Origin of the sequence: Providencia sp. SP181, assembly GCF_050446505.1 — a bacterium.
In the GTDB taxonomy this organism is placed as follows: Bacteria; Pseudomonadota; Gammaproteobacteria; order Enterobacterales; family Enterobacteriaceae; genus Providencia; species Providencia vermicola.
Window position 1 is genome coordinate 33,289 of sequence record NZ_JBBPXM010000014.1, and the last position, 12,255, is coordinate 45,543.

Sequence of the window (12,255 nt, forward strand, 5' to 3'; positions counted from 1 at the left end):
TATTGTCCTATAGACACAAACAAGTCAAGCATTAAATGTCTTAATGACAATAATTGTTTTTGCGTGTATGATTTAGCCCTATACTTCATCTTTAACGTTGAGTGGTAACAATATGAATGAAAAAGAGTTTCTCGCTAGCTATGACAGAAAAGATTACTTATCACCTTTACTCACTGTCGATGCCGTTTTGTTTACTTACCATGAAAACACGTTGAAGGTATTACTGGTTGAACGAGCAAGTTTCCCCGAAAAAGGGAAATGGGGCTTACCCGGGGGATTTATTGATGAGCAAAGTGATCAAACGTTAGAAGAGACGGTTTTGCGCAAACTAAACGAAAAAACAGGCGTGATCCCCCCTTATATTGAGCAACTTTGTACAGTCGGCAACCACCAACGCGATCCGCGTGGTTGGTCTGTAACAGTGTGCTATACCGCGCTGATCGCTTATCAAGCCTGCAACGCGCATATTGAAACGGTGGACTCCGTCAAATGGGTGGCGATTGATGAGATTGAGCATCTTTCTCTCGCTTTTGATCATCTAGAACTTTACCAACAAGCCAGAGCACGCTTAACACAAAAATCACTGTATTCCATTGTGCCAGGATTTGCCCTTCCCGATGAATTCACCTTAGCAGAATTGCAACATGTGCATGAAGTCTTGATTGGTAAGCCATTGCAAAATAAGTCTTTTAGACGTCGCCTAGAACAAGCAGATTTATTGATTGATACAGGGAAAAAGCGCCATGAGCGCGGCCGACCCGCTAATTTATACCGTTTAAAGCCCCAATCAGCCGATTACCGTTTTATTCGCAATTTAGAGTTTTAGCTATTGATATGCCTGATAAAAATGCTTATCAGGCACTATAAAGGAGATTAGTGGCAAATAGCTGGCGTCACAATGTAGGTGAAAACCAATTTATCTGATTTATGGTAATTGTGTGTGATCCCTTCAGGGAACATTTCATGCAGCATTTTCATGCCAACGTCTTTACCACAATAGTTTTTATCTAAGATTTCACGCATATTTTGCTGCCAGTTCTTTCCTTCCAGAACATTATCAGGGATCCCCTTGATGGTGTACTGATAAAACAGCATACCATTTTGGTTTGCCGTAACTTCCGTCAATAATGTGACGTCGTCAATCAACATCGGTAATGCTTTTGTCATTTCGGTCAAGAAAACCTCTCGTAATAACGTCGGGTCATCGTCTCCTTTGGCATTAAACGCATTAATTTTCTCTTCCGTTGAATTGGCTTTTATTTCATCATAACGCTGTTTTAATTCTGAATTTGCAGTCGTTCCTGATGTTTGTTCAACGGGCTTTTTCTCTTCGGCATCGGGGGAACATCCCGCAATTAATACCGCACCTAGCAATAACCCAACCACTTTTTTGAACACAACCATCCCATCCTCCCATTTTATTATTTATATGCCAGATGAGTTTACCACAACGATAAATTAAACTTATAGACGGAAAAGTCCCCTTTTTTAACCCAAAGGGGACAATGAAGATACTAAAATGAGGCCAACCACATGCGCATTTTTAAGCCGTAAGAACTGGTCCAGCCCGAAGTAAAACTGACTAATTCACCGTTATCAATCACCATAAATGTTGGTGTTGCACTAACCCCCACTGCATTGGAAAGCTGCCCGCTAATGTCGTTGATCACAGGAAACGTTAAGTCCTTGCTTTCCATTCCCTTTATTAAACGCGGTGTTTCACCCGAACGTATTGCAACCGAGATAATTGGCATACCTGATTGACTTAAATCGGATACCGTTGGCGATGTTAAATTGCATACCCCACACCATGTTGCCCAGAAATAAACCAATATGGGTTTTTCCTTGCTTAGTTCAGCCAATGAAACGGTCTCACCATTAACCAAAGTGTGTTGCTCCAATAGCACAGGTGCAAGCGCTTGTGGTTTGCGCCACAAGTCCATGACGGTAAAAGCAATAAATAAAATAATCGCCAAAACAATAATTTCTTTAGACCACTTTTTCAGTTTATTCATAAGGTTATTAACCTATTTGTTATCAAATAGTACAAATCTAGAATGTAAGAAACCAAAACATTCAATTGAAATGAATGCCTTGCTATTTAAAATGCTTGGTTTTTATCCTCTAAATAATTCGTGTTGAGGCTAGGCGGCAAACGAGACTATCGTGGGGAGCATACATAAGTATGTGACCCACGTAGTCGAGAGCAGCCAACAACGCCATAACACGAAGTATGACGAGGATAACCAACAACGCCACAGCGCGAAGTATGACGAGGATAACGAGGATATTATTTGAGCTTAGCTAGCTGCTCCTTCACCACCTCTTCAAACTGCTGTGCATCGATAGCCCCTGGGATCATCTCATCACCCACCAGCGTTGCAGGCGTTCCGTTTACCCCAAGTTTTTCTGCTAACATCATATTTGTACGAATGCCTTCACGGCTTTTCTCACTCGCTTTAAGCTTGTCGTTACCCGTTGCTTTGAGCGCATCTTTGATATTTGCATCTGACAGCATGCCTTGCTTTTGCATAAATTTATGATGCAATGCTTCAAATGCTTTCGGGTCTTCTTGCCAGAGTGTCATGGTTAATTGTGCTGAATCTAACGATGTTTGGCCTTTAAATGGTAAATACTTGATCACCACTGCAACGTCATCTGGGTATTTTTTCACGATATCCATCAGTTGTGGGTCAAAACGTTTGCAATATGGGCAGTTAAAATCGGTAAAGTTAACTAACACCAACTTGGCATCTTTTTTACCTATGCGCGGGCTTGTTGGGTCGTTAAATAAGGCATTGTGCTCGGCTTTTAGCGTTTCTTTCATCTGCGCTTGTTGTTTTTCACCTTGCTTCGCTTGCAGCGCAACAATAGCTTCTTCCAAAATTTCTGGGTTTTCAACTAACGTATCACGTACCAATTTACGCACTTGTGCTTCTTGGTCTGCCGTTAATGGGGCGGCTTGAGCTGTTGCCCCCATCATGAGAGATGAAAATAGAACAGCTAAAATTGTTTTTTTCATTTTGTGGCTCCTTTGGCCTGATTCATAACTGAGATTAACGATTCACGGTCAAGTATTGTTGACAGCACCTCGCCGCCGGCCAAGTTAGGGCCATAAATCTGATTAAAAGGAACTGCGACTTGCCCACGTTTTTGCAAGAACGCAGTAATTTCAGGAGACGGTTTGGTCCAATCTCCACGTAATGCGACAACATCTGGCTCACCTAATAGCTGCTGAATATCATCTCTTAATAGTACATTGTATTTATTTGCCTTGCAGGTAACACACCACTCTGCCGTTACATCAATAAAAACGCGCTTGTTTTGTGCTAGGGCATCGGTAATTGCCTGCTCAGTTAAAGGTTGCCAATTCACTGTATCTTTGACTAATGAGCGACTTCCTGCCTGCTGTCCTTGGGTCATCCAAACAAAAGTGCCCGCAAACAATGTAAATAATACTAAGGGGAAAATAGCCGCTTTTATCCCTTTTTTGATAGCAATAAAGACCACCAGCAAGACTAAGAATATCATGGCAATCGCGGTGGAGTAGGTTGCACCAAAATGAGGAATTAATAAGCTAATTAACCAAAGGCTAGACACTAACATCATCAAGCCAAGCACCGCGCGTAATTTCAGCATCCATGTGCCAGGTTTCGGAAGTAATTTTGCAATAGCAGGGAAAGCGGCAATCAGTAACCAAGGTAAACTCATTCCAATACCTAATGCAGTGAAAATTAACCATAACTCACTCATTGGCGCGGCGAGCGCAAAGGCTACAGCGGTGCCCAAAAATGGTGCAGAACACGGAGTGGCTAATAACGTTGCAAATACGCCTTGCCAGAAATGCCCACTATTCCCCTGTCCCCCCGCTGTCGCGAGGCGTGTATTCGCTTTACTGCCAAGGTTAATTTCGAATAAACCGAATAAATTTGCTGTAAACAATGCGGTAACTAGAACCATAAAACCAATAAACCACGGGTTTTGGAATTGAATTCCCCAACCAACTGCTTGCTGGCCAACACGTAACAGCGTCATCAACAGAGCGAGTAACCAGAAAGAAACTAAGATCCCAGAGGAAGAGAGTAAAAATTGACGACGAATGGTTTTTTGTTCACCCTGTGGCACCATCAATACGGAGCCGAGTTTCATTGCAAGCACAGGAAGAACGCATGGCATCAAATTAAGAATTAGTCCGCCAACGACAGCGAACAAGACCACTTGCCACAACGAAATTGTACTTCCCGCTCCATTTGGGCTAATTGTGCCAGTAAATGGCGTCACTTCACTGCTAATTTGCTGGGAAATGTCACCATCAGTGACCACAAATGATACGGTTTTTCCTGTTAAGTTTGGTGATTCCTCCCCCCAATCATCACTTACATCAATGATTGCGGTAAGGCTATTCCCTGATGTTTTAATCACTGGCACCCCTAAAACAGCGCCATCGACTACATCAGTGAAAATATTTGGTTTAATCCATGCACTACCTGAATTTTTTTGCAGCTCAATAACCAATTTTTCATTGGCAAAACCCGCTTTTGCTTGTTCAACCAAACCACTCGTTGGTGGCACGGCCCCTTTGGCTTGGTTAAAAGCCCACGTAAAATCAGCGGGGGCTGGCTCCGTTAAATCAAGCTCAAAAGGATAATCGGTTAAAATACAGACATTGCTACAGGTCGATAACGTTAAAACACCTGTTAATTTATCGAGTTTGTCTTTGCTAGAGACTGTAATGGGAAAAATAATATCGCCCATATAGCCTTGAGTTGACACCCCAGCCACATCAAAACGCCCAGGTGCGGGCCATTGCCAATCTATTGTATCGACGGGTGTTGACCAAACGATTTCAGGTGCGACGCCCCCTTCTCCCGGTGAGCGCCAATAGGTCTTCCAACCATCATCGAGTTTCACATCCAGCAAAATATCAATTTTGCCATCGTCCTGTTGAGTCGAACTCAGCAAACGCACTTGAGCATGCATTGGGGTGTTATCACTCATCCACCCAGTTTTTGCAGGTTGCAGCCACCCCGTATCCGCAGCCTGTAAGCTGCTCGAAAATAGAGCACATAAAATCAAAAATGAATTAATTAAAAAACGCATTGTTTCCTCCAGAATAAATTACACCAACGAATTGAAATTCGTTGTGCGCTAATTCCGAAGATTACAAAACTGTAAGTGTCGTCTGACTCTTGGAGGGGCATGCTTTTCTTCATTGTTTGCTCTAGATATAAATAGATTAGTGCAAAATACCATTAATGCAGCTAAAGCAAGAAACATAAAGAAGAAAGGCTCGATAACAGCAGGTAGCAAAGTGATTAATGATTTAGCACTAAGCTCACAACTAGAAAGATGCGTACTGCTATCACTTTGTTCTAATTGAGATTTATCGGTATAGGTAAGGTTAGATCCAGCATGACTTTGTGCGTGAACTAAAACGTTCGGCACAAAAAAATTGGCAAATAGACGCTCTCCGACGGCGCGCTGATTCATACAAATCAATACCATCAGACAGGCGAATATCACTAATCCTTTACCTAATTTTAAATGCCTGTTCATGCGTTTCTCGGTATATCTTCCTGAAATAACACCAATTAAACAACTTTAGCAATAATAACGGTAGAAATCTAACTTTGACTAAAACCGTTATGCCATCTATAAGTTAAATGGAGGTTACATCTTACACAGCAAAACATTCCGTACAAGTAGCATCATCTAACTTTACAAATACATTTCCCTTTTCGATAAACAAAAACTTACCTATCTCTAAAACTCGGCACAGAAATTGCTACATCTTATACAGGAATGAAAGTGGCGATAGTTTGCACCCTAACAGTGCGCGATTATCAGTTTTAAACAATTTTTAGTCGTTATTCACCATATTAGTGCGCTGATTCAAGAATGCACCAAATAATATGCGAGATAGCTCCCGAAATTGAAACAATCCATTTTCATTAGTTAACAAATTTAATTACTTTTTAACAATAATAAAACATACAGCCGATGATCGTGGCGTTATCGAAATCCTCGACACATCAGCAAACATAACACAACAAAACTAACGTCATTCAAGTGTAACCTCGTTCCATGACAGGTCACCTTTGAAATATGACGGGTTTACACCGATGTTCTAAAGGAGCTGTAATTATGCGTATAAGTAAGCTTGTATTATCAATGATGATTTTAGGTGCGACCTGCGCAGTTCAAGCAGACGAGCTAAACGGGACTCTGAAAAAAATCAAAGATAACGGTGTCATTGTTGTTGGTCACCGTGAATCTTCTGTACCGTTTTCCTACTATGACAATAACCAGAAAGTCGTTGGTTATTCACAGGATTACTCAAACGAAATCGTTGATGCAGTGAAGAAAAAATTAAATATGCCAGATCTGCAAGTGAAATTAATCCCAATTACGTCGCAAAACCGTATCCCATTGTTACAAAATGGCACCTTTGACTTCGAGTGTGGCTCAACCACCAATAATATAGAAAGACAAAAACAAGCGGCGTTCTCCAACACAATTTTCGTGGTTGGTACACGCTTACTGACTAAGAACGATTCTGGCGTCAAAGATTTTGCGGATTTAGCAGGGAAAAACGTTGTTGTAACCTCTGGTACAACGTCTGAAATCCTGTTAAATCAATTAAATGACGAAAAAAACATGAAAATGCGCATTATCAGCGCCAAAGACCATGGTGATTCATTCCGTACTTTAGAATCTGGCCGTGCCGTTGCCTTTATGATGGATGACGCACTGCTAGCGGGTGAACGTGCTAAAGCGAAAAAACCTGAAATTTGGGAAATCGTTGGTAAGCCACAAACTGAAGAAGCCTATGGCTGTATGTTGCGTAAAGACGACCCGCAATTCAAAGCACTGGTTGACGAAACTATCGCAACCGCACAAACCTCAGGCAAAGCTGAAAAATCCTTTGATCGTTGGTTTAACCAACCTATCCCACCAAAAAATCTGAATCTGAAGTTTACGTTGTCCGATGAAATGAAAGCACTGTTTAAAGCGCCAAATGACAAAGCACTAAACTAATAAAAAAGACAAACAGGGTGTTACTGGAAGTAAGGGTTGCAAGGCGGTCGTTCCCCGCCTTGCTCACTCTTCACAGTATTCGGGACAATCTAATTGCCCACAGGAAGTCAAAATTATGTCAATTAATTGGAATTGGGGAATATTCCTTCAGGAAGCCCCGTTTGGGAATACCACTTATTTAGGGTGGTTAATATCTGGCCTAGAAGTCACTGTCACACTTTCTATTTGCGCATGGATTATCGCATTCTTAGTCGGTTCATTTTTCGGTATTTTACGTACAGTCCCTAACCGCTTTTTAGCCTTTTTAGGTACCGCTTATGTGGAATTATTCCGTAACGTGCCACTCATCGTGCAATTCTTCACGTGGTATTTAGTGATCCCTGAGCTGCTTCCCCGCTCAATTGGCGATTGGTTTAAAATGGAGTTAGATCCTAACTATCAATTTTTTATTTCTTCAATGTTATGTCTGGGGTTATTTACCGCAGCACGTATGACCGAACAGGTACGCGCCGCAATACAATCACTGCCTAGAGGGCAAAAAAGCGCAGCGTTAGCGATGGGCTTAACCTTGCCACAAACCTATCGTTACGTATTATTGCCAAATGCGTATCGCGTGATCTTGCCACCAATGACCTCAGAAATGTTGAACTTGGTGAAAAACTCTGCCATTGCCTCCACCATCGGCTTAGTCGATATGGCGGCACAAGCAGGTAAGCTGCTCGATTACTCAGCTCACGCATGGGAATCATTCACTGCAATTACATTAGCTTATGTAGGTATTAACGTCGTCATTATGATTTTGATGGCGCTATTAGAGCGCAAAGTTCGCTTACCTGGCACATTAGGAGGGCGATAAAATGATTTATGACTTTGATTGGAGCTCAATTGCCCCAAGCATGCCCTTCTTAATTGATGGCTTTATTGTAACGGCTAAAATCACATTAACTGCTATTGTGGTGGGGATTTTATGGGGAACCGTCTTGGCGGTCATGCGTTTATCAACTTTCAAGCCAATTAGCTGGTTTGCTGCGCTTTACGTGAATACGTTCCGTTCCATTCCACTCGTTATGGTCTTGTTATGGTTCTATTTAATCGTTCCAAGCTTATTACAAAATGTTCTAGGCTTATCACCAAAAAATGATATTCGTTTGATTTCAGCAATGATAGCCTTCTCTCTTTTTGAAGCGGCTTATTACTCCGAAATCATTCGTGCGGGTATTCAAAGCATTTCCCGTGGACAAGCCTCTGCTGCGTTAGCGCTAGGCATGACACAAATGCAAACCATGAGACTCGTCGTGTTACCGCAAGCGTTTAAAGCGATGGTACCACTGTTATTAACACAAGGTATTGTGTTATTTCAGGACTCATCCCTTGTGTATGTCCTGAGCTTAACCGACTTCTTCCGTACCGCCACAAATATTGGTGAGCGAGATGGCACACAGGTAGAGATGGTACTGTTTGCAGGTCTGGTGTACTTTATTATCAGTTTTGGCGCTTCAATGTTAGTGAATTATCTTAAGAAAAGGACTGTTTCATGATTACCCTGAAAAATGTATCCAAATGGTATGGCCAATTTCAGGTGCTCACAGACTGCACAACTGAAGTTAAAAAAGGTGAAGTTGTCGTCGTATGTGGGCCATCTGGTTCGGGTAAATCCACATTAATAAAAACAGTGAATGGCTTAGAACCTATTCAGCAGGGTGAGATTTTTGTGAATGATATTCAAGTCAATAGCAAAAAAACAGACCTTGCAAAACTACGTTCTAAAGTGGGGATGGTATTCCAACACTTTGAATTATTTCCACATTTATCGATTATTGAAAACTTAACACTGGCGCAAGTTAAAGTGTTAAATCGCGATAAAAAGGAAGCAGAAGCAAAAGGGCTTAAGCTCTTAGAACGAGTTGGCTTAGCAAGTCATGCAAATAAGTTCCCAGCGCAATTATCTGGTGGCCAACAACAGCGCGTTGCTATCGCTCGCGCACTTTGTATGGATCCAATCGCAATGCTGTTCGATGAACCCACATCAGCACTTGACCCAGAAATGATCAACGAAGTGCTAGATGTCATGGTGGAACTCGCCAATGAAGGCATGACCATGATGGTGGTCACGCACGAAATGGGCTTCGCCAAAAAAGTGGCTAATCGCGTGATTTTTATGGATGAAGGGAAGATTGTTGAGGATAGTAAAAAAGAAGAGTTCTTTGCTAACCCGCAATCCGACCGCGCCAAAGATTTCTTAGCGAAAATTTTGCATTAATTTTTTACAGGGAGCCACTTGGCTCCCTCCTCTTCAGATTGCAATTTCACACCGATTCACACACCAAATTGCGATTATCCGCGAATAAAAATCCACAACAACTCGCTGAATTTGAAATAGTTCAAGAAACCACTACCATTTGCCTGACTTTTTAGTTAAGTTGTTTGGTTATCAGAGTAAAATATTCTGACTCCGTTCCCCGAAAAGCAATATCCAGCTTCCCCCGTAGGTTCAGCTAATCAACTATTGTTGTTTTCGGTGAGGATCCGCTATGCTATGCGGATCTTAATTAAGAAAGACATTCACGCTACAAATGTAGCATTTATTCACCATAGGATTATCGGTGCCATGCAAGAACAATATCGTCCAGAAGATATAGAGCCTAAAGTACAGCGTCACTGGGATGAAAAAGCAACTTTCAAAGTGACTGAAGACAACAGCAAAGAAAAATACTACTGCCTGTCCATGCTACCTTACCCTTCTGGTCGACTACACATGGGCCATGTACGTAACTACACCATGGGTGACGTTATCTCTCGTTACCAACGTTTGTTGGGGAAAAACGTTCTCCAACCAATTGGTTGGGATGCGTTTGGTCTACCTGCTGAAGGTGCTGCGGTTAAAAATAACACTGCTCCTGCGCCATGGACTTATGCCAATATTGATTACATGAAAAGCCAGCTTAAAATGCTCGGCTTCGGTTACGATTGGGATCGCGAAGTCACGACTTGTACCCCTGAATATTACCGTTGGGAACAATGGTTCTTCACTAAGCTGTATGAAAAGGGTTTAGTGTATAAAAAAACCTCAGCGGTCAACTGGTGTCCACATGACTTAACCGTTCTGGCTAATGAACAAGTCATTGATGGGTGCTGCTGGCGTTGTGATACCCCAGTTGAGCGCAAAGAAATCCCACAATGGTTCATCAAGATTACTGACTACGCAGAAGAGTTGCTCAACGATCTGGACAAATTGGAAGATTGGCCTGAGCAAGTTAAAACGATGCAACGCAACTGGATCGGCCGCTCCGAGGGGACTGAGATCACCTTTAATGTTGCTGACCGCGATGAAACCTTAACGGTTTATACCACTCGCCCTGATACCTTTATGGGTGCAACTTATGTTGCCGTTGCCGCAGGTCACCCTTTAGCAAAAGAAGCCGCTACAAATAATCCTGAATTAGCGCAATTTATTGATGAATGCCGTAACACCAAAACCGCAGAAGCGGATATGGCAACGATGGATAAAAAAGGGATGGCAACAGGCTTATTCGTTGTACATCCATTGACTCAAGAAAAACTGCCAATTTGGGTCGCAAACTTTGTATTAATGGAATACGGTACTGGCGCGGTTATGGCCGTCCCTGCTCACGACCAACGTGACTGGGAGTTTGCTCGCAAATACAATCTGCCAATTAAAGCCGTCATTGCTGATGCAGAAGGCAACGAGCCTGATTTATCCCAAGAAGCCATGACGGAGAAAAACGCACTGATTAATTCAGGTGAATTCAGCGGGTTAGACCATCAAGCTGGTTTCAATGCGATTTCAGACAAACTTGTTGCACTGGGTGCAGGCCAACGTAAAGTCAACTATCGCTTACGTGACTGGGGTGTTTCACGTCAACGTTACTGGGGCGCGCCAATCCCAATGGCAACATTGGAAGACGGCACTGTCGTTCCTGTTCCAGAAGATCAACTGCCTGTGATTTTGCCTGAAGATGTTGTGATGAACGGCATTACCAGCCCGATTAAAGCAGATCCTGAGTGGGCGAAAATGACCATTAATGGTCAACCTGCACTACGTGAAACAGATACCTTCGATACCTTTATGGAATCTTCTTGGTACTACGCACGTTATACTTGCCCTCAATATGATGACGGTATGTTAGACCCAGCCGCAGCTAACTACTGGTTACCTGTAGACCAATATATTGGCGGTATTGAACACGCTATCATGCACTTAATGTATTTCCGTTTCTTCCACAAATTGATGCGTGATGCAGGGCTGGTCAACTCCGATGAACCTGCAAAACGCCTACTGTGCCAAGGCATGGTACTTGCTGATGCATTCTATTACACGGGAAGCGATGGACAACGTGTTTGGGTTTCCCCTGCTGATGCCATTGTTGAACGTGATGACAAAAACCGTATTACTAAAGCTGTAGACAATGAAGGCCATGAACTGGTTTATACTGGTATGAGCAAAATGTCTAAGTCTAAAAATAACGGTATTGACCCACAATTAATGGTCGAAAAATACGGCGCAGATACGGTTCGTTTATTCATGATGTTTGCAGCACCGCCTGAGCTAACCCTTGAATGGCAAGAGTCTAGCGTTGAAGGCGCCAACCGCTTCGTTCGCCGTGTTTGGCGTTTAGTGCATGAACATTCTCAAAAAGGCGCTACATCTCCTTTAGATATCAGTGCATTAACGACAGAGCAAAAAGACTTACGCCGTGATCTACACAAAACAATCGCTAAAGTCTCTGATGATTTTAGTCGCCGTTATGCATTTAACACGGCAATTGCCGCGATCATGGAGTTCTTGAACAAATTAGTCCGTGCTCCACAAGAAACCGAGCAAGACCGTGCATTAGTCCAAGAGTCTCTCGAAGCCATTACACTGATGCTGTCACCTATTATCCCACATGCTTGCTTTGAAATGTGGAAAGCTTTGGGTCATCAAACAGACATCGATTTCGCACAGTGGCCTGTTGCTGATGAAAAAGCCATGATTGATGACACTAAGTTGGTTGTCGTTCAAGTCAATGGCAAGGTGCGTGGTCGTATTACCGTTCCAGCCGATGCGACACAAGAATTTGTCTTAGAAATGGCGCAACAAGAGCCTAGCGTGTCAAAATACCTTGAAGAGGTGAGTATTCGCAAAGTAATCTATGTTCCAGGCAAATTGCTTAACCTTGTTGTAGGTTGATATTAGGCTGTTGGCTGATAAGGAGG

12 protein-coding genes are annotated in these 12,255 nt (G+C 42.6%); 7 read left to right on the top strand and 5 right to left on the bottom strand.

All coding sequences use genetic code 11. From position 1 onward, the window contains the following. Window positions 1-112: 112 nt before the first annotated feature. Complete coding sequence (locus AABS66_RS18200; RefSeq protein ID WP_206085275.1) at window positions 113-826, top strand: NUDIX domain-containing protein; 714 nt, start codon at window positions 113-115, stop codon at window positions 824-826. Window positions 827-873: 47 nt separating this feature from the next. Here AABS66_RS18200 and AABS66_RS18205 read toward each other — a convergent pair whose 3' ends face one another. Then, complete coding sequence (locus AABS66_RS18205; protein ID WP_430225262.1) at window positions 874-1,404, bottom strand: protein K; 531 nt, start codon at window positions 1,402-1,404, stop codon at window positions 874-876. 110 nt (window positions 1,405-1,514) lie between these two features. Further along, window positions 1,515-2,015 carry a protein disulfide oxidoreductase gene (locus AABS66_RS18210; protein ID WP_206085273.1) on the bottom strand — a complete coding sequence of 167 codons (501 nt, stop codon included), beginning with the start codon at window positions 2,013-2,015 and terminating at the stop codon, window positions 1,515-1,517. A 151-nt stretch (window positions 2,016-2,166) separates the two neighbouring features. Between AABS66_RS18210 and AABS66_RS18215 the strand changes: the two genes are divergently transcribed. Then, window positions 2,167-2,298: a hypothetical protein gene (locus AABS66_RS18215; RefSeq protein ID WP_430225263.1), complete on the top strand. Its 132-nt coding sequence runs from the start codon at window positions 2,167-2,169 to the stop codon at window positions 2,296-2,298. Here the strand turns inward: AABS66_RS18215 and AABS66_RS18220 are convergent. From AABS66_RS18220 to AABS66_RS18230, 3 genes are read right to left on the bottom strand one after another with little or no spacing between them, the layout of a single operon-like run. Continuing rightward, window positions 2,291-3,022 carry a DsbA family protein gene (locus AABS66_RS18220; protein WP_272682079.1) on the bottom strand — a complete coding sequence of 244 codons (732 nt, stop codon included), beginning with the start codon at window positions 3,020-3,022 and terminating at the stop codon, window positions 2,291-2,293. The genes AABS66_RS18215 and AABS66_RS18220 overlap by 8 nt on opposite strands. After that, a complete protein-coding gene (locus tag AABS66_RS18225; RefSeq protein ID WP_430225264.1) occupies window positions 3,019-5,100 on the bottom strand; it encodes a protein-disulfide reductase DsbD family protein in 2,082 nt (693 codons plus the stop codon). Before AABS66_RS18225 ends, AABS66_RS18220 begins: the two co-directional genes overlap by 4 nt. 48 nt (window positions 5,101-5,148) lie before the next feature. After that, entirely contained in the window at window positions 5,149-5,556 is a 408-nt protein-coding gene (locus AABS66_RS18230; RefSeq protein ID WP_206085270.1) for a metal resistance protein, read from the bottom strand. A 588-nt stretch (window positions 5,557-6,144) separates the two neighbouring features. Between AABS66_RS18230 and AABS66_RS18235 the strand changes: the two genes are divergently transcribed. The 5 genes from AABS66_RS18235 (at window position 6,145) to leuS (ending at window position 12,229) form a co-directional block, all read left to right on the top strand. Beyond that, on the top strand, window positions 6,145-7,038 hold the full coding sequence (locus tag AABS66_RS18235; protein WP_206085269.1) for an amino acid ABC transporter substrate-binding protein: 894 nt from the start codon (window positions 6,145-6,147) through the stop codon (window positions 7,036-7,038). Window positions 7,039-7,153: 115 nt separating this feature from the next. Continuing rightward, window positions 7,154-7,894 carry an amino acid ABC transporter permease gene (locus AABS66_RS18240; RefSeq protein ID WP_206085268.1) on the top strand — a complete coding sequence of 247 codons (741 nt, stop codon included), beginning with the start codon at window positions 7,154-7,156 and terminating at the stop codon, window positions 7,892-7,894. Between the two features lie 4 nt (window positions 7,895-7,898). After that, window positions 7,899-8,576 carry a glutamate/aspartate ABC transporter permease GltK gene (gene gltK / locus AABS66_RS18245; RefSeq protein ID WP_206085472.1) on the top strand — a complete coding sequence of 226 codons (678 nt, stop codon included), beginning with the start codon at window positions 7,899-7,901 and terminating at the stop codon, window positions 8,574-8,576. Beyond that, complete coding sequence (locus tag AABS66_RS18250) at window positions 8,573-9,298, top strand: amino acid ABC transporter ATP-binding protein (RefSeq protein ID WP_206085267.1); 726 nt, start codon at window positions 8,573-8,575, stop codon at window positions 9,296-9,298. The genes gltK and AABS66_RS18250 overlap by 4 nt, the downstream gene beginning before the upstream one ends. Before the next feature lie 348 nt (window positions 9,299-9,646). After that, window positions 9,647-12,229, top strand: a complete 2,583-nt coding sequence (gene leuS / locus AABS66_RS18255) for a leucine--tRNA ligase (protein ID WP_349422805.1) — start codon at window positions 9,647-9,649, stop codon at window positions 12,227-12,229. The last annotated feature ends 26 nt before the right edge of the window (window positions 12,230-12,255 follow it).

Excerpts from the sequence above, each read along its gene's own strand:
- AABS66_RS18200 (WP_206085275.1), top strand. The coding sequence starts at position 113 with ATGAATGAAAAAGAGTTTCTCGCTAGCTATGACAGAAAAGATTACTTA.
- AABS66_RS18205 (WP_430225262.1), bottom strand. The coding sequence starts at position 1,404 with ATGGTTGTGTTCAAAAAAGTGGTTGGGTTATTGCTAGGTGCGGTATTA.
- AABS66_RS18210 (WP_206085273.1), bottom strand. The coding sequence starts at position 2,015 with ATGAATAAACTGAAAAAGTGGTCTAAAGAAATTATTGTTTTGGCGATT.
- AABS66_RS18220 (WP_272682079.1), bottom strand. The coding sequence starts at position 3,022 with ATGAAAAAAACAATTTTAGCTGTTCTATTTTCATCTCTCATGATGGGG.
- AABS66_RS18225 (WP_430225264.1), bottom strand. The coding sequence starts at position 5,100 with ATGCGTTTTTTAATTAATTCATTTTTGATTTTATGTGCTCTATTTTCG.
- AABS66_RS18230 (WP_206085270.1), bottom strand. The coding sequence starts at position 5,556 with ATGAACAGGCATTTAAAATTAGGTAAAGGATTAGTGATATTCGCCTGT.
- AABS66_RS18235 (WP_206085269.1), top strand. The coding sequence starts at position 6,145 with ATGCGTATAAGTAAGCTTGTATTATCAATGATGATTTTAGGTGCGACC.
- AABS66_RS18240 (WP_206085268.1), top strand. The coding sequence starts at position 7,154 with ATGTCAATTAATTGGAATTGGGGAATATTCCTTCAGGAAGCCCCGTTT.
- AABS66_RS18250 (WP_206085267.1), top strand. The coding sequence starts at position 8,573 with ATGATTACCCTGAAAAATGTATCCAAATGGTATGGCCAATTTCAGGTG.
- leuS (WP_349422805.1), top strand. The coding sequence starts at position 9,647 with ATGCAAGAACAATATCGTCCAGAAGATATAGAGCCTAAAGTACAGCGT.